Raw genomic sequence first — 24,980 nt, forward strand, 5'->3', positions numbered from 1 at the left:
GGAGGAATAGGCTTTAAAAGGCGCCATGGTGCTATTCTTCAGCTAATTAAAGACATTCTTTGTAAAAAAATGGGTATTTTCAATTAATAAGTGACGTTACGCAACGGAAAGAATTCGACCGGATAATACCTCAAAACCCAATATCCAATGACGCAGTTATTCAATGATGTCATGGATCTTATCAAAATAACGCGATAAACCATAACTATGGAAACAGCAATAAATTTATCTGAACTGACAGATAATATTAAAAATCAATTTAAGCCGCAGGCAGCGGGCAAAGGTATCCTGCTTAATACCCTTATGAATAATGATATTCCGGATGCATTGATCGCCGACCCGGTGCAGCTGAAGCAAATCCTGGATAATCTTGTTAGTAATGCGATAAAGTTTACTGATAAGGGCGCCGTCACCATCGGGCTTCAGCTAAAGACACTAACGAAAGACCGGGTAACAATTTACTTTTCTGTAAAAGACACAGGTAGAGGTATTCCGGAAGAAACGCATGAAACAATCTTTAAAAATTCAAAACCACTACAACAGGCATCCGACGGTAAACATACTGGCACCGGACTTTGGCTTACACAAAGGCTTGCGGAATTGCACAACAGTAAAATTTTTCTAAAAAGTACGCCGGGAGAAGGGACTGAGTTTTATTTTGAAATGTCGTTTCTGCTGGCCAATGACCGGCATAGCGCCGCTACAGCCGCCCGTAATAATATGCTTAGTCAGCATAAAAAAAAGCTGACCGGACTGCGCATTTTATTTGCAGAAGATAATCACATTAATGTATTGGTGGCTAAGAAACAATTGGAACATTTTGGCGTTATTCCGGATTGCGCCTATAATGGCCTGGAGGCGCTTACTATGCTGGAGAATAACAGCTACCATGTTGCGCTGTTGGATTTGCATATGCCTTCCATTGATGGTTATGCACTTGCAGAAATTGTGCATCGTCAATATCCTGACACGCACGTCATCATTTTTACTGCAGATATAATGACCGAGGTGAGGACAAGACTGGCCCAATTGCATGTTTATGATATTCTGAATAAACCCGTTTCCCTGGAAAAAATGTATGAGGTACTGTTGAATGTGGCACGCAGCCGGAATATTGTTGATTGATATGCTATAATTCCATTGATCTGCTTGGAACCGGCAGCTCCTGAAGAATGATGATCTCAACAACAAACCACACCACAAGCCCTCCCAGAGCAAGCCCCGCTATGACTCAGTCAGAACGGGTTCTGCGAAGGACGGAGAAAAAGGCGACTGCATTCAGGATTCCCAATCCGAAAAGGAGCCAAGAACACTAAGCAGGGTAATCCTCTCCCATTTCATTTGAACAACTATCTTTTGTGCCAGTTGTTCTTTTCCCGGATATTCCATTGTTGAGGTCATAGCTTATAAAATAACAGAACCGAATAATGAAATAAATAAGTTCAGAATTTTTCCGGTTTATCATACTCTATCACCTTCACATTAAACTTCGCATAGCTGAAGTCTCCTTTCTCCAATTGCCATATTGCTTCAATATTGGTCGGAATGATTATTCCATTCATCTCTTTGTATGCTGTTAGTCTACCAATCCAGCTTTCCAAATTTCCTTCATTCAGCCGGATATAACTAATGTAGGGCTGTCCTTCTCTTAATACATGTCTAAAATAACGTTGTACAGGTTCAGGCAAATAAGCTATTTGGTGATAACTGAATGTCTTGCCGGGAACACTTTTTGACAGTGAAAAAAGTCTCTTTACTTCTTTATTAAATTGGATAGATAAATTTATTCTGCCGGCCAGCAGGAGAATTACGAGAAATCCAACTATTGTAAGCGTAACCATCATAAGTCTTTTGTATTCTATTTTGTCATCTGTTTTTGGTGTGCTAATTCAGAAGCTGATAGATTGTTATGACGATGATAATTATAAAAATTGCAGTATAAATCAGCTTCGTAAATTTTGCCAGCCAATTAGGAAGATAAATATCAAAGTTATCTTTTGTAGAATTTGAATACTTCCGTGCAATGAGCGTTAAGGGGCAGGTGTTTTTAAAAATCAGCAAGGTTATGCCCTCCAGGAATACCAATCCATACCCTATCCAGAGCCGGTTATCAAGCTTATTGGCTAGTACGGCATAAAGCATATAGAAAATAACAAAATTGAAAAACAGCCATATTAAAGTGTGAATAATTTTAATAAGCATCAATTTTGTTTCACTTTTCATTTTAAGATAGTTTTTATGTACGCATAAACCAATCAACAGGTCGCCTGAGCGAAACCGGATCGGGGTAATTTTTTATATAACCTGTACGCAAAATAAATTGAACATTGCCGCCGATTCCAATTGATGAGTTTAGTCCTTGATTAGTGGATGGTTCTTCTAATATCTGCGTCATTGGGTGGACGGCTATATTCTTCTTCCGTATTTTTAAAAGCAGTCTTTGCAGCCGTTTTCCTGTTTCAAGAAGCGTTGCTACTGAATTGTCTTTACTCGCAATTAATAACCAACCGGCAGATTGAGAGACTTGTTCTCTTACACGATCAACCCCTTGCTCCCTAAACCTTTTTTTCATTACATCTGCTTTCCCATAAAAATTTCGCAGAAACCAGGCAGAAACCCCTTCTATTTCCATACTCGCCGTCGTAAGCCCATCACAATATTGTTTTGCATCTTTACCTGAAAACCTTATCCATTCTGCCAATTCTTTTTGTGCAGCATCACGGTATGCCTGAACCCTATTTGCCTCAATTGTTTGTTCATTCAGCCATTGAAATTCTTTTGTAATATTAGGTATGAAGTGCAGGAAATCAGGTTCTTCGTTAATTAAATAATCAACATCCTCTTTTTTTAGGCCCTCTTTCAAATAGTTTGATCTTACTGTTCTGCGTTGTTTTATTTGCTGAATATCATACCTGGCTACATGGGTTGATTTAATCAATTTTACATCCATAACGTTTTCATCCTGGTTAGTAGTTGCCAGAACGTTAAATTGACAATTATAACCCAGATCATTTGCCGCATACTCCAGATTCTGCAGAAAAGCACCTATTGACAAGATTGTTTCCCGTTGCGTTGGGTCAACACCGGGAAGCCATTTACTTTTATCATTACCGATTATCCAATGATAGGGTTCATTGTATTTTACAAACCATGGCTGCGTGTTATGCCCGCTCGGAGCAAGTGAGGCTAAAAACAAAATTTCTCTTTCATCAGGCTTAAATGGAAATTTTTCCACCGTATCCGTTTTCATATCATCCCTCGTAAAATTACTGGTATCGCCTGACAAATAATAGCCTCCTGCTGCCACCAGAACGGTAGCGCCAGTAATGCCTATGAATTTTCTTCTGTTCATTAGTATTTCCTCCAGAGTCTTACACTTAAATGTATAATGTATGAAAACATGGGCACAAGGCTTTCATTTTCCACGGCTTGTTTTACCTCATAATTACGGGGTTTGGGATGCCAGAATGTACCCATTGATGTATCCGTTTGAGCAATTGCAACCGAAGGAATGGACAGGCTGCAACGAAAAAAACTGAGAGAGAGATACCTGACTGGCATCCTTACCGGAAAAATTTTCATTACCTGGGATCTTTAGCGTGACGATATTGAAAACAAAACTATCTTCAGCTACTTCTATTTTCAATGACTGCAAATACTAAAGAACATGATATTCGTCAGGGTCATATCATAAAATATTTTAATTACCGAAGATGCGAGCAAGTGTTTATTCAACACCATAATACTAACGGGCACGCGGCCTTACGACCAGGCCCACGTTCAGGTAGTCGAAAATAACAGGACGATCTGGAAAATCAATACAAAGATTCGCTGCCGCTCAAGGTTTCTAACGGAACCCGGACTCTGATAGCCGTTTACCTGCTACTTTCAATATTCGTCTATACTACAAACAGGGAAGCCAGGTCATCACATTCCCGCGGCAATCCAGGATGGAATACGATATCCTCATATTCACGAGCCAGTTTGCTGCATTCAGCTAAACAGCCTGGCCAATCAGTGGGGCCATTGCGTCTTTCTATTTTTGTGATTCGAATAGAGGCAGTATTGAAACTGCCTCAAAAATGGTATAAAAATACCACATCACCTGTATAAGCAGGCTTCGCCTTCCCTTTAATACTAAGCGTAGCACCGATTACCACTTTGGTAACTCCTCTTAAATCGACGATGGAATTGAGTTTCGCTTTCAATTGTACTTCGTCGTTCACAAACACTGCCTGACCAAACTTAAATCGCTCTATACCGTAGTTTATTTCCATTTTAACATTCCGGATGTCTGCAATTTGCTTCCACAAATAAGGAATTAACGCCAACGTCAGATAACCATGAGCAATAGTCGTTTTGAAAGGCCCTTCACTTTTTGCTCTTTCCTCATTGCAATGGATCCATTGATGATCCAGGGTTGCATCCGCAAATTTGTTGATCTGCTCCTGGTCTATTTTATGCCATTCAGAGCTACCTATTTCTTTACCCTCATACGCTTGATATTCTGCGAAACTGGTTACAATTACCATAATTCTTTCTTTTATTATTTATAGATACAAGCGCCCAGGCAATGTTTTTTTTGCCATTGCTTCAATTTATTATACGGTTGTAATGTACATCTTTCTTTGAAAAGAATCCAGAAACCCCTCTTTGGGTATACATAACAGATTCGGCTAAATCAAAAGCTGATTTGGATAAACCGGTTTAATACAGGTATGTGATCTTTGCTATTGCAAAAGAAGAACATTATGCGTGTATTTGTTACAGGAGCCACAGGCTTCGTTGGTACTGCCGTTGTGCAGGAATTGATAAACGCTGGTCACCAGGTGCTTGGCCTGGCCCGGTCAGACGCCTCCGCTGAAAAACTGGCGAAAGCAGGCGCAGAAGTGCTCCGTGGCGACCTCGAAGACCTGGATAGTTTACGGGTGGGCGCCGCAGCAACCAATGGTGTTATCCATGCCGGATTTATTCACGACTTTACCCGATTCCCGGAGGTTTGCGAAGTTGACAGGAAAGCCATAGAAACTATCGGCGAAGTATTGGCCGGTTCCGACCGCCCATTGATCGTTACCTCCGGTACGGCACTGGTAAGCCCGGGGAAACTGGCTACAGAAGATATCATTCCCTCTTTTAACCCTGCCTGGCCGCGTGCTTCGGAACAGGCAGCAGATGCCGTGTGCGGGTTGGGTGTACGTGCTGCGTCTGTCCGTTTGTCGCCCTCCGTACATGGTGATGGTGATAAGCACGGATTCATTCCTATATTAGTTAATACCGCCCGTGAAAAAGGCTTTTCCGCTTATATCGGCGAAGGGCTTAACCGGTGGAATGCCGTACACAGGTTGGATGCCGCCCACCTGTTCCGCCTCGCCCTGGAAAATGCAGAGGCCGGCGCCCGCTATCACGCCGCCGCCGAAGAAGGGGTTACCGTTAGGGCTATTGCTGAAGCCATCGGCAAACAACTCAATATCCCGGTAAAATCAATAGCGCCCGAAGCCGCCGCTGAACATTTCGGCTGGTTTTCGCATATGGCGGCCATCGATTGCCCCGCATCCGGTAAACTGACACAGGAGCGTTTGAACTGGCGCCCTATGCATTCAACGCTGCTTGCAGATATTGATAACGGAATTTATACTGGTCAGCAACTATAAAGATTATCGTAAACGGTTCCTCAGGTAACGTCAGTAAACCACTTACGGCAACACTGGTTGCCCAGGGCCATCATGTAACCGTAAAAAACAGGTGGCTATTGAAGCCTTAGGCGCCAGGAACCGGTTATCGTCTCCGTTTCCGATAACCAGGTTCCTGGTCGATTTCTCCAAAGAATTTGCGGTGGCTTATCATGGAAGTAATTAACTTTAATGAAGATGAACAGCCAAAAGATTTTCCGTTTCAATACCATCACCGAATATCACCGGGCCGTAGGGTTGCCTAACCCTGCGCATCCGTTGATCAGCGTGGTTCATCTGGATGACATTCAGCAGCCCATCGCCGATATTCCTTTCAGCCTGATCTACGACTTTTATTCCATCTCACTAAAAAAAATGCAACATGCCAGGTTTAAGTATGGGCAGCAGGCAAGCGACTTCGACGAAGGGGTGTTGTTCTTTATGTCGCCCGGTCAGTTATTCGGTATTGACCTACCGCACAATAGTGAGGTGAAACGGCCCGAAGGCTGGATGATCCTTATTCACCCGGATTTTTTATGGAATACCCCGCTGGCAAAAAACATCAGACAATACGAGTTCTTTAGTTATTCGGTATATGAGGCACTTTATCTTTCAGATAAGGAAGAGGCTATGATCACTGCCATTACCCGCCAGATTGAACAGGAATACAATGCGAACATAGACCGCTTCAGTCAGAGCGTGATCATTGCTCAACTGGAACTTCTCCTTACCTATTCGGAGAGGTTTTACCAACGCCAGTTCGTTACCCGTAAAATCGCCAGTCACGAACTGCTGGCACGCCTGGAAGATTTTTTATCTGCATATTTCAGCAGCGGCGCATTGGCCCAAAAGGGCTTGCCGAGCGTTACGCTCATCGCCGAAACTTTAAATATTTCACCGGGTTACCTGAGCAGCTTACTTAAATCTCTGACCGGCCAGAGTACCCAACAGCACTTGCACAACAAACTGATTGAACTGGCCAAAGAGAAGCTTTCCACTACGAATCTTTCGATAAGCGAGATTGCATATGAACTGGGGTTTGAGCATCTGCAGTCGTTCAGTAAACTTTTTAAAACCAAAACGAACCTTTCGCCAATGGAGTTCAGGCAGTCGTTTAATTAAGTTATGAACGGGCGGTGGTGGCGGGCGCGGAACAACATTGCATGCATGAACGTACTTCCTTAACGCTTTGATAATATAAAGCGATTACTTTAGCCTAAAATCAACCGGCTTACATGCAAGCAGCGCCTTCTATTACTGCCTCCTTATTATTAGCCTTCCGGAACGGAGAAACATGGGCTTTCAATGAGATCTTCACCGTTTACGACGCCCGCCTGATGGCCTACGCCGCTAAAATATGCGCCACCCGCCAAGATGCGGAAGAAGTTGTACAGGATGTGTTCATCAGTCTTTGGGAAAACCGGTTGGGTATTGAAGGCCCGGATATTTCCGGCTGGTTAATAAAAGTATGCCGCAATAAAGCGCTTAAATCCCTTCGCAGGCACGTATTCCAGGCCGATATTAGCACGCTGCCTGATCTGGCGGCTACCCAGCAGAACCCTCTTGAACAACTTTACTTTGATGAAATAGAAGAATATATCCGGCAGGTAATTCAAACACTTCCGCCTGCACGTAAAAAGATATTCCTCATGAACCGTGAACAGCACCTGAGCTATCAGCAGATCGCAGATGAACTGGGCATTTCGGTATTCACCGTTAAAAAACAGATCAGCTTAGCCATCCAGCACCTGCGTGCCACCGTTACCCCGTATGCCTGTTCACTGGCGCTGATCATGCTTCCGCCAATGTTAAATTAATGTTACCGGTACTACTTTAGCTGCGCTTTGGGGTACTTCTGTTAAAAGTACCTCCCTATGCCGGTTCCAACTGAATTATTAAAAACGTTACTCTTAAAGCAAAAGCAGCAAACCATTACCGAACAGGAAATGGTACTGCTCCGGTTATACCTTGCCACAGCAGGCGCAGAAGCGGCCCTGGATGCGGTGGATTTTTCTGATATGCCGGAAGCTGGTGGTCAGCCGCATACGCCCGCAGACGTTCGTTATCAACGTATCCTGCAGGCAATCGATCAGCCCGCGGAAGCCCGCAGCCCCTGGCGGAAATGGATTATCCGTGCCGCTGCCGCAGTGTTTTTAACAGCAGGCAGCGCGGCGCTGCTGCACTATCTTTTACCGCCGTCAGCAGCCCCTGTACAAATGCTCACCTACCGCACCGGTAACGGAGAGATCAAAGCAATTACTTTACCCGATAGCTCACGGGTGTGGCTAAACGCACGTTCCGTACTCCACTATCCTGCAACATTTAATACCCCTCAGCGCCAGGTAACCCTGGAACAGGGACAGGCATTCTTCGATGTAGCACACGATCTGCAACACCCGTTTATCGTATCCAGCGGCCAGGGAGTACAAACAACAGTGCTGGGCACCTCATTCACCGTTCGGGTAGACAGTAATACCGCCAATATCCAGGTAGCTGTTAAAACAGGTAAAGTAAGTGTTAAGCAGGCCAGCCATCCGGTTGCGGTACTAATGCCCGGAGACCAGGTTGATTATGATGTGCAGCAATCCCGTGCAGCAGTCAGCAAAACAGATACCGCTGCCATCAGCCAATGGACATCCGGCAAAATTGTATTTACCCAGGCCAGCTTTGCCGCCATAGCAGCCACTATGCAACAATTATACGGCCTACAGGTAATAGCAGGCAATACAAGTATTCCACGCAACCGTTACAGCCTTACTATCCGCTATGATGCCGATCCGGTAAAGCTGCTGGAAGTTATCAGCGTCATAAATGGTAATCGTTGCGAATGGAAGAATACTACACACACCATAGCAGTACTCCATTAAATAAAAAAGTGCCTGTTAGAGCAGGCACCTTACACCCGGTATTGGAAGTACCGGTATTTATTATACAATAAACAAAACGAAAGTATGATTTTTTTTACCCGAAGCAGATTAAAAATCCGCGTATGGACAGCCTTGCTGGTATTGATTCTGACTGTCCCTTTATCATCGCTGTTTGCACAACAGCCCTCCGCTTTGCTGTCTAAGCAAATAACGTTGAGCTTCTCAGGCGAAAACCTGCTGGCCGGCCTGAATAAAGTAGCGCAAACGGCTCAGATAGAATTTGCCTTTAACGCGCAGCACATTGACCGTTACGCCGCGCCGGTAGCCAGCTATAAAAAACGTTCCGTAAATGATGTATTGAATGACCTGCTGCGTAATACTCCCTTAACCTTCAGGGACCTGAACGGATATATTGTGATCAACGAACAACAGGGTGTAAAACCCGCTGCAACCACTATTGTAAGGGCGCCGGGAACAATAGGCGGAAAGGTGGCCGATGCAGAAACAGGACAGCCCATTGCAGGTGCTACTTTCCGCGTGGGCAATAAAGGCACACAAACAGCGGTCAACGGCGCTTTCAGCATAGTTATGGAAAAGGGCCGGTACACCGCAATTATCAGCCATGTGGGTTATGTTACCAAAGAGATCAGTGATATTGTTGTGAAAGACAATGAAACCTTTACACTGGATATTATGCTGAAAAAAGATAAAGGCCAGCTAAAAGGCATTGTGGTAAGAACAGCAGCCGGCAAAGAAAACGCAAATGCTTTATTGTTACGGCAGAAAAATGCCGCGGAGATCAGCAACGGTATCAGTGCAGAGCAGATTGCCCGCACACCGGATAAGAACATAGGCGAAAGCCTGAAGCGGATCAGCGGTGTAAGCATCGCGGATAATAGATTTGTACTTATCAGGGGTATAGGCGAACGCTATAACGCTGCTATGCTGGATGGCGTAGCGCTGCCCAGCACAGAGGCGCAGAACCGCAACTTCTCATTTGACCTGATCCCTGCGGGCCTGGTGGACAATGTGGTGGTAAGCAAAACGGTAACGCCGGATATGAACGTGAATTTTGGCGGCGGTGCGGTTCAGATCAATACGCGCGACATTCCGAACGGAAATTTAACCAGCATTACAGCAGGTGTATCTTACAACGACCAAAGCACCGGAAAAGATTTCCTGAGCCATCAGCGCGGCAAATACGATTACCTGGGTTTTGATGATGGCCGGCGTAATTATCCCGCTGGTCTTCAGCAAACAGACCGTAATGTAGGAGAGAACATTCCACTCACCGAAGCAGCTTATGAAGAAAAGCTGATAGCACAAAGCAAGCGTTTCAAAACAGATAACATAAGCGTGTACCGTTATAAAACAGCGCCTTCTCAAAACTATCAGCTCATCATAGGCCGCGTATATGCGCTGGATTCCGTAAGTAATAATAAGCTGGGCTTCACAGGCGCTGCTACTTACCGCAATACGCAAAACATAAATATCATTGAAAAACAAAACAGGGGCGACTGGTACGCCGGTGACGATAACCCTGGTAAAAGTTACGGTTACAATACCACGCTTGGCGGCCTGCTTAATATTGGCTTGCAATGGGGTAAAAGCAGGTTAAGCCTGCGCAACACTTACACCCACATGTATGATAACGTACTGGTACGGAATATAGGATACAACAGCGATAATCCAGGAGAGTTTAAACCGCAGAATGTACCCAGCCGCATCCAGGAAGCAGACGACCCAACGTACACGGACCTGCTGCAGAATAAATTGTCCGGACAGCATATGCCGGGCAAGGTCAAAATTGAATGGAACATTGCCCACACCGCTATCAGGAGAAATGAGAAGGACATGGTTATAGCAAACAGCGGTCCGATGTTGGTAAGCGGAGCCTATAGGTATGTATATGGCTCCAGCAGCTCATCGGAACCACGGCCGTTTCCCTTGTCGCGCCATCATTACAGTAACAGGGAATCACATAACTCCTGGGATATAGCAGCCACCGTTCCTTTTAATACAGGCAGCATTTCAAACAGTTTTAAGGCCGGTTATTTCGGCAGCGCAAAAAAAGCAGACTTCGACTGGCAGATTGTGGCGCTGGCTGCTGACCCTTTAAAGATCCCCGACAGCATGCTCAACGTACCACTGGGTTATATGATCAACCCGGACAATTTCTCCGCCAATGGGTACTTCTACATGGCATCAAGCTGGTGGAATGATCGTTATGCCGGTAAAAGCAACATCCATGCAGGTTATTTGATGCTGGACACAAAACTGGCCAGCAAGTTACGCCTGGTATGGGGAGTGCGTGCGGAATATTACAAATACACGGAAATAAAAAATGGTCTTAATATTAAGGGAACCTCTGCATTCAGATCTAAAGAGGATAAGCCCCTGCAATGGCTGCCCAGTGCAAATATAACCTATAGCCCTGCGTCCATGCTTAATATCAGGGCAGCTTTCAGCAGCAGCGTGGTGAGGCCGGAGCTGATGGAAAACAGCCAGTTCTGGCGCTATAGCCCTTACCTGGGGGCAATGTTTGGTAACGAAGGTGTTTATAGTACCCGTATAAACAGTTATGATCTTAAAGCCGAATTATTTCCGGCAGCCGGCGATATTCTTTCCGTAGGCGGTTTTTATAAAAATTTCGATAAGCCGGCGGAACTAACATATGGCAACCTGGTGTATTACCTGCGCAGCGCCGATTGGGCAAAGGTGTATGGAATTGAGTTTGAGCTGCGTAAGCGCCTGGATTTTATTGGCAGCAGCAGGTTCCTGAACAATCTTATTGTTTATGGCAACTATACCCTGCAGAGATCATCTGTTCGTGGCACCTTTGAGATCGCGGACCCTGCCGGCGGACCGGATCTGCAGGTGCCCGCCAAACAAAAACGCCCTATGTATGGCCAGTCGCCTTACCTCTATAACGCAGGATTGCAATACAGCGGCAGGCGCCTGGGCTGGAATGTAGCGCTCAATGGCGGCGGTTATAAGACTTATGTGGTGGCTGCCCTCTCTGATGAAATTGAGTATGAAAAACCCCGGCAGCAACTGGATCTTCAGATTAGCTATAAGCTGCTGAACAATCACCTGGAAATAAAGCTGAATGCAGGCAACCTGCTGAACAGCCCCTCAACATTCTTTACAAACAGAGGAAGCTACGAGAAGAATCCGGATTACACCAACCTTGGCGATTACAGTGAAGCATTACGCTTAAAACCAGGCTTCAGTGATAAATATGAGCCTGGCGACCTGGTTAAATTCAGCCAGAAATTCGGACGTACCTACGGCACGACTGTTTCTTACCATTTCTGATCTAAAAAACATTAACATGAAAGCACCCTTTTTATACCTGTATATTATCTGTTGTATGTGCCTGCTGGCTGCCTTACCTGCCTGTAAAAAAGGAGAGTTGGTGAATACGCCGCAGGAAAGAGCTGTGAAGATGCAGTTTAAAGGCGCCATATTAAATGATACCCTAGAATTTGTTTCCAATGATAAAGTTATTGGTGAGGCTATCAATACCTGGTTTAAAATGACAAATGTCTATTATAATCCTCATGAAAAAATTCAGCTGCGTAAAAAAGCAGACGGGAAAGTAGTCGGGGAATTTGAAGTGATGCCAACCCCTTTTTTGCAGGTAAAGAGAATATTCTACGATGGCGTAACTGCAACGGACAAACTGGAGCTGACGCCGGTGTCAGATACCAATAACATGGGTTTTCGTCTGAAATTCGCTACCTCTTTCAAAGACTTCTATGGCGGTCCGGTAGACGTGGAAATTCTCAATCTGCATATTGACTATAACACGTTTGAATTTAAATTTACTCCGCTTAAAACAATAAGCGGCGTAACCACTACGTTCGGCGATTTTTTTGAACTGCCTCCGCTGGCCACTATTGAAGATAGTTACGTTTTCAAAGTATATAAGGCAGGAACAAAGGAGCTCCCCTACACCAGTTTAGAGAACGTTGAGCTAAGCAATCCGGAGTTCTATTACGGGGATCTTACAAATGCCTATTACTTTGTTGCCGGTGACAGCCGGCTCCTGTCTATTTCACCATACATCGGCTTCAATGGGGATCATGATGTAGTGACCGATGGCTATAGCGTGGAGGACTTTTCATCCGCATTTAAATAGCCGGTGTCCGGTGCTGGACAAAGAATGTCCATTTGCGGACAGTTATTAACTTGTAATTGAGCATAAACAGGCCGTTCCTATCCTGGAACGGCCTGTTTAGTTAGTTGGCACCTGATTTGTTCGATAAAATATAAACTAATACCCTGCACTTATGCGTCGAACGTATTTAGGTGAATTTGAAGAAGTGGTTTTACTAATGGTCGCCATCCTCGACGGAGAGGGCTATGGCGTTACGGTCAGCCAGGCGCTGGAAGAGCATACGGGACGTACCGTTACATTCGGTACGGTTCATAACACGCTGATCCGGCTGGAAGAGAAGGGCTTTGTGCGGTCCGAACTGGGCGGAGCCACGGCCGAACGTGGTGGGCGGCGTAAACGGCTGTTCCGGATCACTGCGCTGGGAAGCCGTGCGCTTCAGGAAATTCAGCAGCTCCGTCAAAACCTCTGGCAATTATTACCTCCTGACACACTTCGACCTGGCGGCTTATGAGATCTCCTGTTAAACCGCCCCGTTGGGCCCACTGGCTACTCATCAAACTGCATCCTGCCAATACCCTGGAGGAGGTAGAAGGTGATTTGGAAGAGCTCTATACACACTGGTATAATAGATCGGGCAAAACACAAGCCACGCTGCGTTACCTCTTGAACGTGGTGTCAGTGCTGCCGCCGTTTGTGCGCAGAAGAAAAACGAATGAACACCAATATTATCAACAACCGGGATCCCGGATCACCTCCAGCTTAACATCTATCATGATTCGGAATTATTTAAAGATCGCGTTTCGGAACCTGAAACGGCAAAAGGTTTCAACCAGCATTAATATAGCTGGTTTAGCCATTGGATTGGCTACCTGCGTACTGATCATGCTTTATGTGCAGGACGAATTATCCTACGATCGCTATAATGAGAACGCGGACCGGATCTTCCGGGTTGCACTCAAGGTGCGGCTAAATGGTGACAATGTTGGTGGGCCAATCTTAGGCGCAAGTGCTGCCCAGGACTTACAACAGGAATTTCCGGAAGTATTAAAAACAACACGTATCCGGAATCAGGCAGGTGAGTTTGTAAGCTACGGAACAACCTCGTTTAAAGAAGAACATCTGCTGTATACCGACTCAACTTTTTTTGATGTGTTCACCATTCCGTTCCTGGAAGGGAATTCAAAGCAGGCGCTGACCGAGCCAAACACCCTGGTATTGACGGAGGCAACCGCCCGGAAATATTTTGGCAATCAGGACCCGGTCGGAAAAGTCTTGTTATTTGGCAGGGAAAAGACGCCCTACCGGGTTACAGGCGTGGTCAGGAATGTACCGGCGAACTCCCATTTCCGGTTTGATATGCTGGCTTCGTTAGCCACTTATGGAGAGCAGCATAAGGGATGGATCTATAATATGAACTATTATACCTACCTGCTGCTGCCAGAGAAATACGATTACAAACAATTGGAGGCTAAAATCTCCCGGCTCGCTGAAAAAGAGGTTGGGGCTGAATTGCAGCAGTTTATGGCAATCAGCCTGAAACAGTTTCGTGAGAAGGGAGATGATTTCGGGATCTTTCTCCAGCCACTCACCAGTATTCATTTGTATTCCCCTTTCGGAAGTATTGAACTAAGCCCTGGGGGAAATATTCTATACGTATACGTGCTTACGGCCATTGCTGTCTTTATGTTGATAATAGCCTGTGTGAATTTTGTGAACCTGTCCACGGCCACGGCTGTCCGGCGTTCGCGTGAGGTAGGGATACGTAAAGTACTGGGTTCTGCAAAAGGGCAGCTGCAGCTACAGTTTCTGATTGAATCAGTTTTACTGGCGATGATGGCATTGATGATTGGATTGCTGGTTGTAGGGCTGTCGCTGCCCTATTTTAATCAGCTGACAGGCAAGACCCTTACAATTAGTTTATTGATCAACCCATTTGTGGCGGCCGGGTTAGTAGCGGGTGCTGTGTTGGTGGGGCTGCTGGCAGGTAGTTACCCGGCTTTTTACCTATCCTCCTTTAAGCCTGTTTTAGTCTTGAAAGGGAAGATCACTGCCGGACGCGGAAGCTTCAGTCTGCGAAGCGGTTTGGTGGTGTTTCAATTTTTCATCACCATTTCCATGATCATTGCCACCGTTACGGCAGACCGGCAGCTACGTTACATGCGCACGCAGAAAGTTGGTTTTGACCGCGAACAGGTGCTGGTTATTCATGATACGCATATGCTTCGCAATAACGAAGCCGTATTCCGCGACAGGATCATTCAATCTCCGCAAGTCAGCATGGGCACTATTTCAGGACAGGTGCCCGTTGGGAATTCAGTTATGGATAACACCACCGTAATGTCGAAAGAAAATCCTGATAAGGGTGTTATGAGCCGGTTCTATTTTGTTGATGACGCGTATATCCCTACATTGGGGATGCAGCTGGTCCAAGGGCGTAATTTTTCAAAAAGTTTTGCTACCGATTCGTTCGCTGTTATTCTGAATGAAACGGCTGCACGGGCCTTAGGCTGGGAAAAGGATCCAATTGGAAGAGAGCTGATAGGCAACACGGATGATAATGGTGCAAAAACATATTACCGGGTTATTGGTGTCGTAGGCGACTTTCATTTTGAATCTCTGCGGCAGAAGATCGGGCCATTAGTCATGTTCCTGGGTAGGAATTCAGGCAATATCCTGGTCAAAATCCATACGGATAAACTTCCGAAGTTGCTCGCTTCACTGAAGCAGCAATGGGAGTCATTTTCTCCGGCAGCCCCTTTTTCGTATTCGTTTTTAGATGACCGCTTTGCGCAGGTTTATGTTGGCGAGCAAAAAATAGAACAGGTATTAACCCTCTTCTCAAGCCTGACTATCTTCATAGCCTGTTTAGGCTTATTCGGATTGGCGACCTTCACCGCCGAACAACGTACCAAAGAGATTGGCGTCCGGAAAGTACTGGGCGCATCCGTTAGCAGTGTGGTGGCCTTACTCTCCAAAGACTTCCTCAAGCTTATTCTGATAGCGCTGGTGCTGGCTTCCCCAATTGCCTGGTGGGGTATGGATCAATGGCTGAAGGAATTTGCCTACAAGGTTACAATCGACTGGTGGATCTTTGCGCTGGCAGGATTGCTGGCAATTGGGATTGCCTTGTTGACAGTGAGTTTCCAGAGTATCAAAGCCGCGTTAACGGATCCCGTAAAAAGCTTGCGGAGTGAATAGCAAAAGGGAGTGCGCGAGGGGCCTGCAAATAATGGCAAATGGTCCTGGTGACCGGTGGTAATAGCAGGAAATCCGCGACAGTTTCGCGGATTTCCTGCTTTGGAAGCGCTCATGTGCCCCGCCAGGCAGAGTAGCTGTATTAAAATTTCTCCCTACTGTGGTAAATGCTACCTAAAATTGTAAATTAGCTCCCATTGACACGAAATCCCCGATTTCCCTAACACCTGTTTTTTGAATCGACCTGAGAGCACAAATTTCCAGTTAGTTAATATGATACAATTAATCCGCCAGCTAAACCAGGTACCCGAGCCCCTTATTACAGCAGCAGGCATTGTCTATAAAAACAGCGACAATGCCATTGTCCGGATAGATAACCATCTTTCAGTTACCGAAAGCGCGCCAGATGCGGAGCCTTTTGTGCTGGCAGGAATGGTCAATGGACAGGTGATCATCCGGACCAGGGACAGGATCATTGCCTGCGATTTAGATAGCAACCATAGATCGCAATACCCATTTGAGTACACAGGCAGCCTGCAGATCAAACTGATGTATGATGATAACATGATCATCCGCAATAAAACGGCTGCCGGCTGGAAACTAAGCAAATATAATTTCCGGACCGCAGGCATTATTTGGGAAGCTGATGGCGCCAATACCCACCTTTTTACCAGGAACGCTGATCTGCTAATCGCCACGCATACTGAGAAAAAAGAAGCCCTCTCCTGTTTCAGAGAAACAAACGGAGACCTACTCTGGGAAGTAAGTATAAATGAACTGGGCCTATCTGCAGGTAGCTATGAGATCACCGCCCCCCCGCAGTTTGCAGGAGATCATATATACGTGGGGGTTACCGACGGGCATACAGACTATTTACTTTGCCTGGATGCCGGCACTGGTCAGTTATGCTGGCAGGTGAAAGACGCAGGTATGAAATTCCAGGCCGCGGATAAGTCCATTCTATGTTTTGTGAATACGGAAATATGGCAGATCGATGCTGTGGATGGCAAACGCCTTTCCAGCGCAGATATTTCATCCCACATTAAGTTAGCAGGAATTGATCCTTATGCCAACGTAATATTTGAGGATAATAAAATGTACCTCGCTGGTATCCTGGACACCATTATCAGCCAGTGGAATATACAAACCGGGCAGCTGTTATGGCATTACCGGATACACGATACCAGTAAAACAGGCCGCAGGGGTGTTATGATCCCCGCAGCCGAAGATGCATTTTATGTATTTGGTAACCGCATGTATGTGCTGGATTCAGAACAGACCCTATATGTATTTGAAAAGGATAAACATTTATAGGTTCGATCAGAGCCGACAGGTAGCATTTACGATGAAGGTGGCCAATAAAATTTCCGGCAGGTACCAGGGGCTTCGGTAGAAGTAATGGTACAAACCGTGAAAATCATATCGAATTGCATTCTTACACATGTTATTTTTATTCAATCTTTCACAATATCACGTCACAATAGTAAATTGTGACCGTTTGTATTCCGTGGCAGAAAGCAGGAGAAACACCCTTTGGGAACATCTTATTATCTGAAATCTATTTTAGCATATGTTGACTGCTGACGAGAAGAAGATTTTTAGTGATTATAAAAGAGCGTTTGAAACCTATCGAAAGGATAACAAGGTCATTGAACTTGATACGAACTTTGGAAAGAAGCTGGACTACTTTTACTTCAGGCTGGAAGACTCCCTTCCTGAATACGGCTACACAATCCCACCCTATAGGGTGTCTAATGTGATTATCATTTTTACGACACAGGGAAAGGGGGAAAGAGTAGTGGGGAAAATAAAAGCGCCTATGAACAAAAACTCGCTTGTTATCATCCCCAGCCAAACTATTCAAACAGGACAGCATAGCGAGGATACGAAAGGTTTTTTGCTTGGTTTCAATCTCAACTTCTTTTTACAGGAACATTTTCCGCGCCATCACCTGTTCAAATTCGAATTGTTCCGAAATGACCTGAAACCTTATACACAGGTAACTATAGGACAGGCAAAAACACTGAAGGCTATTTTTGATGCACTGCTTGAAGAACGCAACCAAAAATGGGTGAACAAAAATGAAATGATAGCACTCAAGATCCTGGAGCTGATTTTGATTTGTGAACGCCTGTTTAAACACCATGAAAAACTCAATAGAAAATCATTGTCCCCTACCTATGTTCAATATATTGACCTGATCCAGCAGCATTATAAAGAACAGCATTCCACTTCGTATTATGCAAAGCTGCTGCACATTCATCCCAATGTGCTCAATTCGATTTGCAAACGGCATTTGGATCAATCGGCGAAGCAAACCATTGATGCGAAGCTCATTCGGGAAGCAGAGGATTTACTGTTCCATACAAACCTTACAGTAAAAGAGATAGCTTATGAACTCGGCTTTGCATCAGCGTCGCATTTTTTCCGCTTCTTTAAACGCCACACGGGCAGTTCCCCCCAGGTCCTCCGGCAAAAACATTTGAATGTGTCATAAGTTTATGTAAATCGGATACTTCTTTCGGGGAGGTAAACCCGAGTTTTGCGTACAGTGTATTGAAATACAAAACCAGTGTACGCAAAAGAAGCCCTTATAAGCAAATGAAAATCGCGCCCGATAGTGGAAAAAACCTCCTCGCAAATAGCTTCGTTAGTTTCAAAGAAATCAGCAACGAGGCGGAGCTCACTGCGCCAAAAGAGAATTATTTTACGTTGCTGTTTGTAGAAAAAGCTACGGGTGTACTCACGATTGAATTAACGGATTACCAGGTAGGGCCAAGACAGGTCCATATACTTATCCCCGGGAAACCATATCACTGGAAACTGGACGCGCCTGTCAAAGGCTACCGGCTAACGATTAGCAAAGACATGCTGCAGATGTTTCCCCCTTTCTTTCAATTTATCTTTTCCCAATATGACCAGCCGCCGGTACTTGACCTGGATATGCCGACTTTTAAAAAGGTCCTGGTGGAATGCCTGGCTATCAAAGAAGAGCTTAGCGCGGCCAATATTTCTTTGGAGTTGGTGAATGCCCGCTGCCTGTTAATTACACTCATCATTTCGTTATGGAAGTCCGGTGAGTGTGGAGATATGCTCATGGGAAGCGCCTATTCTATCGCGCACGCTTTTAAAACATTGGTAGACGAAAATTTCAGGAAACACAAGACGGTATCTTTCTATGCAGCCAGATTGTGCATCACACCCAATTATCTCGGCATCATTTGCCGCAAAAGCTTCAATAAATCAGCACTCGAAATCATCCAGGAACGGGTGTTACACGAAGCCAAACAATTACTGCACAGCACAAGGAAATCGATCAAGGAAATCGCCTTTGATATAGGCTTTCCCAAGCTGACCTATTTTTCCTATTTTTTTAAGTCAAAAACGAGCCTTACGCCAGTAGCATACAGGAAACTATTTGAAAGGTCGGTTAAATTAAGTGTAGAAAAATGATTGAAACACGGGCATATTTTCTCCCTGCTATTCATGAATAATATTCCATACACTATTCACGGTTTACGACATCAATTTACACACATTTACAGTGGAAGAAATAAAAATTTATAACGTATTTTCGTTACACTGCGATTAAGATGTTGTTCACCTGCAAATGCAACACCATATGAACGGGAATGAACTGAATACAGCTTCCGTTAAACATAGACCGATTACAAGAGTGAATGGGGTTTATGACCGTTTCACCTGTGCCCATGCGGTGGCGGTGGAGGCCCCCTGGAGATAAGGATCACCTGACGATGTCGATGACACAGTTACCCCAACCCCGGCTTTAATTGCTAACGTAAAAAAAGAGCAAGATGGAAAAAGATAAACCTGATAATATACCTGCCGACCAGCCCGCGAACAAGAAACCTTCTGCGGAAAACCCCTACCAGTTGTTGGGCCTCAAACTCACTAAAGTGGAAAAATGGGCAGCGGGTGTGCCGGCAGTGATGGCTGCCATGAAAGACTTGCTGGAAGAAAAAACGTTTTTCCGGGGCAACAAGGCACTATTGCATATGAATCAGTTTGAGGGGTTTGACTGTTCCAGCTGTGCCTGGCCAGACCCGGATGACGAGCGTTCACCGATTGGAGAATACTGTGAAAACGGCGCCAAAGCGCTCGCGGAGGAAGCCACTACCAAAAAGGTCACAGCAGCTTTTTTCAAGGCCAATGCAGTTTACGACCTCGCTAAGCTGGATGATTATAAGATCGGCAAAATGGGCAGGCTCACGGAGCCTATGTACCTTCCCAAAGGTGGCACACATTACCAGCCTATCAGTTGGGATGATGCGTTTAAAAAGATTGCGGCGCACCTGAATCAGCTTGCTTCTCCTGATGAAGCGGCATTTTATACGTCGGGCAGAACGAGCAATGAAGCATCTTTCGTCTACCAGCTTTTCGCCAAGGTATATGGGACGAATAATATGCCTGACTGCTCCAACATGTGCCATGAAACGTCCGGTTCTGCCCTTCGCCCTACGATAGGCATCGGCAAGGGCACCGTCAAACTGGAAGATTTTTATCTCTCAGAGATCATCATTATTATCGGGCAGAACCCTGGTACTAATGCCCCGAGGATGATGAGTGCACTCGAAAAAGCCAAAAAGAACGGCGCCAAAATTATTGCCATTAACCCATTGCCCGAAGCGGGCCTGATGGGCTTTCATAATCCCCAGGAAATCAGCGGCATTATCGGCAATGGCGTTAAACTGGCAGACCTTTACCTGCCGGTAAAAATAAACGGCGATATGGCCCTGTTAAAAGCGATTGAGCTCCTGCTGTTTGAGTTTGAAAAAACGTCCCGGGGCCAGGTGTTCAACTGGCCTTTCATTGCCGAAAAAACAACAGGATATGATGCCTTCATCAAACAGTTCGAACAATATGACCTGGATGAACTCGCCCGGCAGGCCGGGGTTGCCAAAGCAGATATCTACGAAGCGGCCCAAATGATGGCTTCAAAACAACGTATTATCGTCTGCTGGGGCATGGGACTTACCCAACAGCACAATGGAGTGGATATGATCAAAGAGATCCTCAACCTGCTCCTGCTCAAAGGTAGTATCGGTAGTCCAGGCGCCGGCGTTTGCCCGGTCCGCGGGCACAGCAATGTACAAGGTAACCGGACAATGCTGATTGATGAGAAACCAACCGATGAGCAGCTGGACCGCCTGCAGCAATTCTTTGGTTTTAACCCGCCCCGCAAACACGGCTATGATGTTGTCCGTGCCATCAAAGCGATGCAGGAACAGCGCCTGAAAGTACTGTTCTGTATGGGCGGCAATTTTCTATCCGCCACGCCCGATACGACCTATACGGCGGAAGCCATGCGCAAATTGGCCCTCACAGTTTATGTATCCACGAAACTAAACCGCAGCCACCTGGTACATGGCCAGGAGTCAATTATATTACCAACGCTTTCGCGCAGCGATATAGACATGATTAATGGGGTACACCAGTTCGTCAGTACAGAGAACTCCATGGGGGTGGTTGAAAAGTCAAAAGGCATCTTAAAACCGGTGTCGGAGCACCTGATTAACGAAATGCAGATCGTTTGCCGGATGGCGATGGCCACCCTCGGTCCTAAGTCCGTCATTAACTGGCAACGCTATCACGACAGTTACGACGCCGTAAGGGATGATATTGAAAAATGTATTCCCGGTTTTGACAAGTACAACGAAAGAGTGCTACAGAAAGGTGGTTTTTACCTGCCCAATGCAGCACGTGATGGTATATTTAAAACCGAAGAGTTTGGCGACCGCGCCCCGTTTACGCTAACCACTGTCCCTGATAATACCCTTGGACCGGATGAGTACCTGATGGCAACTACGCGCACCCATGACCAGTTTAATACAACCATCTATGGCCTGGATGACCGCTACCGGGGCATTAAAAATGAACGCCGGGTGATCTTTATGAATGCGGACGATATTGAAAAAGCCGGTTTTAAAGCAGGCGATAAAGTAGACCTCTTCAACTATGACGATGGCATCGAGCGTATCGCACCATTATTCATCATCGTTTCCTACCAAATCCCTAAACGTAATACGGTTACCTATTTTCCGGAAACAAATGTCCTGGTATCGATAAATAACGTCGTTAAGGAAAGCAATATGCCGGCCTCGAAATATGTAAAGATTCAAATTAAAAAACACGATCCTGCTATCTACAACCGGATAAATCAATTGTAAAACACGGGCAACGGTCAGCAATATTTTCAAAGGAAATAATTATTTGAACCAGGGAAAACGGAAGAACAGCATGTTTTTGGCGGGCGGCTTTCACTCCTAACCTTTGGGTCTGGCAGAGATAACACTCAAAAGAAACAAATTTTTGCCTGATGCACTTCCAATGCCAGGTTTCTGTTCAACAGATCATCAACAACCTGCTCTGCCCGGATTTTTCCTTTGGTGCACGGTGAATACAAGGAGGAACCTGACTTTCAGGATGATCAACCGCTAACCTCCATAGGTGACCAATACCTAAACTTATTGGATGTGCATTAGGTTTAGCCTGATAATGCAGGTCAAAGAAATGGTCACTTAAGAATGATTCAAAACCTTCATCTGCTCCATGATATAGTTTTCTGAGCTCATCGCGTATTTCCGGAATAAGTACTTTCTTTTGGCCTTGTGAATTTGGCAATATTTCACTGGACTCACCATAGTAGGTGCATAAAAAGGTATCAGTTGGTATCGGAGAGCGATCCGCATGAAAAGAATAAACATCGGTTGGAAAAAACGGGTAGGTATCATCCCGGTCATAGTGGTTGATCACATTAAGGATTGGCGATGCGCCATGAGCTTTCAATATCTCCAGGTCATTTAAAAGAATTTCACGGGCAAGTTGCCCCTGTTCACTCAACTGAAGTGCACGAAGTTCCTCTTGCTCAATTTCCGTTATATTTCCGCTTAACGCTACCTTCTTAACAATCTCAGAAAAATCACCTGTTAGTTGACGAGTCCAGCAAATCGCATTAATTTCTCCATTAAATGGCGTAGAAACAAGGTCTTGAAAATTCGAGACGCGGTGAATGTGTTTCTCAGCAGGAGATGAATCTATCATATAAAATCATTTGACAACGAAGTACGGCTATTTTCGTTTATAATTAAAACTTCTCCATAGCCGTCAGATCTTTCATAAACGGGCTTCTCAGGTTCGTTTGAATTATACAGGTAATTGTCCTGCCTGGCCAGAAAATAATAATCAGCCGTCCGGAAACCTTGCTCCGGGAGCTCGGTGGTACCGTCCACCAGACGCCTGAATAAAAGAAAGTCGCCTTCGATGCTACCTGCAACAGGCACCGGGCCACCAGCACTTTGCAGATAATGCAATGCTCCGTCATTGTCCTGTTGAAAAAGAACCGCTGATCTTCTATCAGCGGGCCTATATCATGATACCTGTATGATCCCTCCTTTTTTTGGCTATGCAAATCGCAAATATCAGCCTGACAATGCCATTCCTCCTCCCGCTTGTTTTTAGGATCAAATCGACAAAAAACTGAACAAAATTTAAAAGGGATATTTTATTTCTTCGCACGGTCTCAGTGTATGGAGACCATCGTTCAAAGTGTTGGAAATAACCACTAAAACATAAATAAGTTCTACAAAAAAAACGTTATGAGTAAATTATTTTTATCGTTGCTGGCAATTATATCTTTTCAATTTTTGTTTGCCCAGCAGAACCTTCTGACCAAATTTCCAAAGGGATCCACGCCCGAAGAGGTGGGCAAACGACTGGCCTACCACTTCATAGACGGCAGACATGAACTCTATGCCGGGAGGTACATTCACTATGCGGAAGTTTGTACCTGGAATGGCGCGTTGGACTATGCTGTAAAAACAAAAGACCAAAAGCTTATCAAACTTTTACAGGATAAATTTGAACCCTTCTTCTCCCGGGAAAAAGTATTACTGCCTCCCATGAATCATGTGGACTACAACATGTTTGGTAGCATTGCGCTGAAACTCTACCAGGTAACAAAAGACGAACGTTATAAGAAAATCGGATTAGCCTATGCCGATACGCAGTGGGAAGTGCCCAAGAACGCGAATCCGGATGAAAAAGCCTGGGCGGAGAAAGGCTATTCATGGCAAACCCGTTTGTGGATCGACGATATGTATATGATTACTGTGGTGCAAAACGAAGCCTATAAAGTAACCGGCGACCGCAAATACATCGATAGGGCAGCAAAAGAAATGGTACGCTACCTGGATGAACTGCAACGCCCGAACGGTCTTTTCTACCACGCTCCGGATGTTCCATACTATTGGGCAAGAGGCGCTGGCTGGATGGCAGTAGGTATGCCCGATCTGCTTCGTGAGCTGCCTAAAGATCACAAAGACCGCCCGCGTATTATGGAAGGTTATCTTACCATGATGAAAAGTCTGAAAGCACACCAAAGGCCCAGCGGAATGTGGAACCAGCTTATTGATGAAGCAGATTTCTGGCCGGAAACATCCGGCACAGCTATGTTCACCTACGCATTTATTACAGGCATTCAGCAAGGGTGGCTAGATGCGGCCGAGTATGCTCCGGCAGCACGGAAAGCATGGACGGCTATGGTTTCGTATATCGATGAACGTAATAATGTAACCGAAGTTTGTGTTGGTACAGGCAAAAAGAATGATAAACAATATTACCATGACCGCCCACGTAATGCGGGCGACCTTCACGGGCAAGCCCCCTATCTGTGGTGCGCAACTGCGCTTTTAGGTAAATAGCCGCGGAGTCTTATACCGCCATTGGTGTTGGTAACCAGCACCAATGGCGGTATCCGAAGATCTGTTTTCGTTTACCTCTGATTTACATATCTCCTTTACTTTGGAATGATTCGACAAAAAGTTGAATAAAACGTATCAAAAAAGAATTTTTACTTCGCATACGATATAAGCTGAAATTCAGCCTGGCAAAGGTTTTTTATGCAGTTTCCCGCTAAAGGGAAAAGGCGTGTCCACTTATGAATTGGCCAGGAAGCCGTAGATCAATCAATTCACAACTACAAGAAGAAAACGATCTGCCCCTTCCTGGAAAATACTGTAGGTAAGACTTCCAGAAGTCGCGCCGATGAATATTCCACGTATCTCCAGGGATGAAAACTTTAAAAGAACTACATGCCTTAACGGCGTA

The 24,980-nt window shown here is 45.3% G+C and carries 18 protein-coding genes; 14 read left to right on the forward strand and 4 right to left on the reverse strand.

The window, feature by feature from the left end:
* The first annotated feature begins 207 nt into the window (after nt 1–207).
* The gene (locus B5Z18_RS02280; protein ID WP_079467775.1) at nt 208–1,125 is read left to right on the forward strand and encodes an ATP-binding protein; all 918 of its coding nucleotides are present in this window, start codon (nt 208–210) and stop codon (nt 1,123–1,125) included.
* Between the two features lie 317 nt (nt 1,126–1,442).
* On the opposite strand, the gene B5Z18_RS02285 is transcribed toward B5Z18_RS02280, so the two are convergent.
* The 3 genes from B5Z18_RS02285 to B5Z18_RS02300 all read right to left on the reverse strand — a co-directional run bounded on the left by B5Z18_RS02285 (nt 1,443) and on the right by B5Z18_RS02300 (nt 4,532).
* Nucleotides 1,443–1,844, reverse strand: coding sequence for a DUF6544 family protein (locus tag B5Z18_RS02285; protein WP_079467776.1), 402 nt, complete (start codon nt 1,842–1,844; stop codon nt 1,443–1,445).
* A 392-nt stretch (nt 1,845–2,236) separates the two neighbouring features.
* Nucleotides 2,237–3,352 carry an Acg family FMN-binding oxidoreductase gene (locus B5Z18_RS02295; protein ID WP_079467778.1) on the reverse strand — a complete coding sequence of 372 codons (1,116 nt, stop codon included), beginning with the start codon at nt 3,350–3,352 and terminating at the stop codon, nt 2,237–2,239.
* Between the two features lie 724 nt (nt 3,353–4,076).
* Complete coding sequence (locus tag B5Z18_RS02300) at nt 4,077–4,532, reverse strand: MaoC family dehydratase (protein WP_079467779.1); 456 nt, start codon at nt 4,530–4,532, stop codon at nt 4,077–4,079.
* 219 nt (nt 4,533–4,751) lie between these two features.
* Here B5Z18_RS02300 and B5Z18_RS02305 point away from each other — a divergent pair, with 219 nt between their 5' ends.
* The 12 genes from B5Z18_RS02305 to B5Z18_RS02360 all read left to right on the forward strand — a co-directional run bounded on the left by B5Z18_RS02305 (nt 4,752) and on the right by B5Z18_RS02360 (nt 22,042).
* Nucleotides 4,752–5,651 carry an SDR family oxidoreductase gene (locus tag B5Z18_RS02305; RefSeq protein ID WP_079467780.1) on the forward strand — a complete coding sequence of 300 codons (900 nt, stop codon included), beginning with the start codon at nt 4,752–4,754 and terminating at the stop codon, nt 5,649–5,651.
* A 216-nt stretch (nt 5,652–5,867) separates the two neighbouring features.
* Nucleotides 5,868–6,791 carry a helix-turn-helix domain-containing protein gene (locus B5Z18_RS02310; protein WP_079469944.1) on the forward strand — a complete coding sequence of 308 codons (924 nt, stop codon included), beginning with the start codon at nt 5,868–5,870 and terminating at the stop codon, nt 6,789–6,791.
* Nucleotides 6,792–6,904: 113 nt separating this feature from the next.
* Entirely contained in the window at nt 6,905–7,486 is a 582-nt protein-coding gene (locus B5Z18_RS02315; RefSeq protein ID WP_079467781.1) for an RNA polymerase sigma-70 factor, read from the forward strand.
* A 57-nt stretch (nt 7,487–7,543) separates the two neighbouring features.
* Nucleotides 7,544–8,536, forward strand: coding sequence for a FecR family protein (locus B5Z18_RS02320; RefSeq protein ID WP_079467782.1), 993 nt, complete (start codon nt 7,544–7,546; stop codon nt 8,534–8,536).
* An 84-nt stretch (nt 8,537–8,620) separates the two neighbouring features.
* On the forward strand, nt 8,621–11,854 hold the full coding sequence (locus B5Z18_RS02325; RefSeq protein WP_079467783.1) for a TonB-dependent receptor: 3,234 nt from the start codon (nt 8,621–8,623) through the stop codon (nt 11,852–11,854).
* Between the two features lie 16 nt (nt 11,855–11,870).
* On the forward strand, nt 11,871–12,680 hold the full coding sequence (locus B5Z18_RS02330) for a hypothetical protein (RefSeq protein ID WP_079467784.1): 810 nt from the start codon (nt 11,871–11,873) through the stop codon (nt 12,678–12,680).
* 151 nt (nt 12,681–12,831) lie between these two features.
* Nucleotides 12,832–13,170, forward strand: coding sequence for a PadR family transcriptional regulator (locus tag B5Z18_RS02335; protein ID WP_079467785.1), 339 nt, complete (start codon nt 12,832–12,834; stop codon nt 13,168–13,170).
* The gene (locus B5Z18_RS02340) at nt 13,167–15,857 is read left to right on the forward strand and encodes an ABC transporter permease (protein ID WP_200817186.1); all 2,691 of its coding nucleotides are present in this window, start codon (nt 13,167–13,169) and stop codon (nt 15,855–15,857) included. The genes B5Z18_RS02335 and B5Z18_RS02340 overlap by 4 nt, the downstream gene beginning before the upstream one ends.
* A 270-nt stretch (nt 15,858–16,127) precedes the next feature.
* On the forward strand, nt 16,128–17,168 hold the full coding sequence (locus B5Z18_RS02345) for an outer membrane protein assembly factor BamB family protein (protein WP_079467786.1): 1,041 nt from the start codon (nt 16,128–16,130) through the stop codon (nt 17,166–17,168).
* A 256-nt stretch (nt 17,169–17,424) separates the two neighbouring features.
* On the forward strand, nt 17,425–18,351 hold the full coding sequence (locus B5Z18_RS02350) for a helix-turn-helix domain-containing protein (protein ID WP_079467787.1): 927 nt from the start codon (nt 17,425–17,427) through the stop codon (nt 18,349–18,351).
* A 104-nt stretch (nt 18,352–18,455) separates the two neighbouring features.
* Nucleotides 18,456–19,307 carry a helix-turn-helix domain-containing protein gene (locus B5Z18_RS02355; protein ID WP_143313468.1) on the forward strand — a complete coding sequence of 284 codons (852 nt, stop codon included), beginning with the start codon at nt 18,456–18,458 and terminating at the stop codon, nt 19,305–19,307.
* Nucleotides 19,308–19,669: 362 nt separating this feature from the next.
* Nucleotides 19,670–22,042: an FdhF/YdeP family oxidoreductase gene (locus B5Z18_RS02360; RefSeq protein WP_079467789.1), complete on the forward strand. Its 2,373-nt coding sequence runs from the start codon at nt 19,670–19,672 to the stop codon at nt 22,040–22,042.
* Nucleotides 22,043–22,217: 175 nt separating this feature from the next.
* Here B5Z18_RS02360 and B5Z18_RS02365 read toward each other — a convergent pair whose 3' ends face one another.
* Entirely contained in the window at nt 22,218–22,916 is a 699-nt protein-coding gene (locus tag B5Z18_RS02365) for a hypothetical protein (protein WP_079467790.1), read from the reverse strand.
* A gap of 554 nt (nt 22,917–23,470) precedes the next feature.
* On the opposite strand from B5Z18_RS02365, the gene B5Z18_RS02375 reads away from it, so the two are divergent.
* The gene (locus B5Z18_RS02375; protein WP_079467792.1) at nt 23,471–24,574 is read left to right on the forward strand and encodes a glycoside hydrolase family 88/105 protein; all 1,104 of its coding nucleotides are present in this window, start codon (nt 23,471–23,473) and stop codon (nt 24,572–24,574) included.
* Nucleotides 24,575–24,980: the final 406 nt, after the last annotated feature.

This window comes from Chitinophaga ginsengisegetis (genome assembly GCF_900168065.1).
GTDB classification, from domain to species: Bacteria; Bacteroidota; Bacteroidia; order Chitinophagales; family Chitinophagaceae; genus Chitinophaga; species Chitinophaga ginsengisegetis.

What these genes read in the sequence shown, in the direction of transcription:
- B5Z18_RS02340 (WP_200817186.1), top strand. Translation starts at nt 13,167, where the DNA reads ATGAGATCTCCTGTTAAACCGCCCCGTTGGGCCCACTGGCTACTCATC.
- B5Z18_RS02285 (WP_079467776.1), bottom strand. Translation starts at nt 1,844, where the DNA reads ATGATGGTTACGCTTACAATAGTTGGATTTCTCGTAATTCTCCTGCTG.
- B5Z18_RS02315 (WP_079467781.1), top strand. Translation starts at nt 6,905, where the DNA reads ATGCAAGCAGCGCCTTCTATTACTGCCTCCTTATTATTAGCCTTCCGG.
- B5Z18_RS02305 (WP_079467780.1), top strand. Translation starts at nt 4,752, where the DNA reads ATGCGTGTATTTGTTACAGGAGCCACAGGCTTCGTTGGTACTGCCGTT.
- B5Z18_RS02300 (WP_079467779.1), bottom strand. Translation starts at nt 4,532, where the DNA reads ATGGTAATTGTAACCAGTTTCGCAGAATATCAAGCGTATGAGGGTAAA.
- B5Z18_RS02345 (WP_079467786.1), top strand. Translation starts at nt 16,128, where the DNA reads ATGATACAATTAATCCGCCAGCTAAACCAGGTACCCGAGCCCCTTATT.
- B5Z18_RS02350 (WP_079467787.1), top strand. Translation starts at nt 17,425, where the DNA reads ATGTTGACTGCTGACGAGAAGAAGATTTTTAGTGATTATAAAAGAGCG.
- B5Z18_RS02355 (WP_143313468.1), top strand. Translation starts at nt 18,456, where the DNA reads ATGAAAATCGCGCCCGATAGTGGAAAAAACCTCCTCGCAAATAGCTTC.
- B5Z18_RS02280 (WP_079467775.1), top strand. Translation starts at nt 208, where the DNA reads ATGGAAACAGCAATAAATTTATCTGAACTGACAGATAATATTAAAAAT.
- B5Z18_RS02365 (WP_079467790.1), bottom strand. Translation starts at nt 22,916, where the DNA reads ATGATAGATTCATCTCCTGCTGAGAAACACATTCACCGCGTCTCGAAT.
- B5Z18_RS02310 (WP_079469944.1), top strand. Translation starts at nt 5,868, where the DNA reads ATGAACAGCCAAAAGATTTTCCGTTTCAATACCATCACCGAATATCAC.
- B5Z18_RS02320 (WP_079467782.1), top strand. Translation starts at nt 7,544, where the DNA reads ATGCCGGTTCCAACTGAATTATTAAAAACGTTACTCTTAAAGCAAAAG.
- B5Z18_RS02335 (WP_079467785.1), top strand. Translation starts at nt 12,832, where the DNA reads ATGCGTCGAACGTATTTAGGTGAATTTGAAGAAGTGGTTTTACTAATG.
- B5Z18_RS02360 (WP_079467789.1), top strand. Translation starts at nt 19,670, where the DNA reads ATGGAAAAAGATAAACCTGATAATATACCTGCCGACCAGCCCGCGAAC.
- B5Z18_RS02375 (WP_079467792.1), top strand. Translation starts at nt 23,471, where the DNA reads ATGAGTAAATTATTTTTATCGTTGCTGGCAATTATATCTTTTCAATTT.
- B5Z18_RS02330 (WP_079467784.1), top strand. Translation starts at nt 11,871, where the DNA reads ATGAAAGCACCCTTTTTATACCTGTATATTATCTGTTGTATGTGCCTG.
- B5Z18_RS02325 (WP_079467783.1), top strand. Translation starts at nt 8,621, where the DNA reads ATGATTTTTTTTACCCGAAGCAGATTAAAAATCCGCGTATGGACAGCC.
- B5Z18_RS02295 (WP_079467778.1), bottom strand. Translation starts at nt 3,352, where the DNA reads ATGAACAGAAGAAAATTCATAGGCATTACTGGCGCTACCGTTCTGGTG.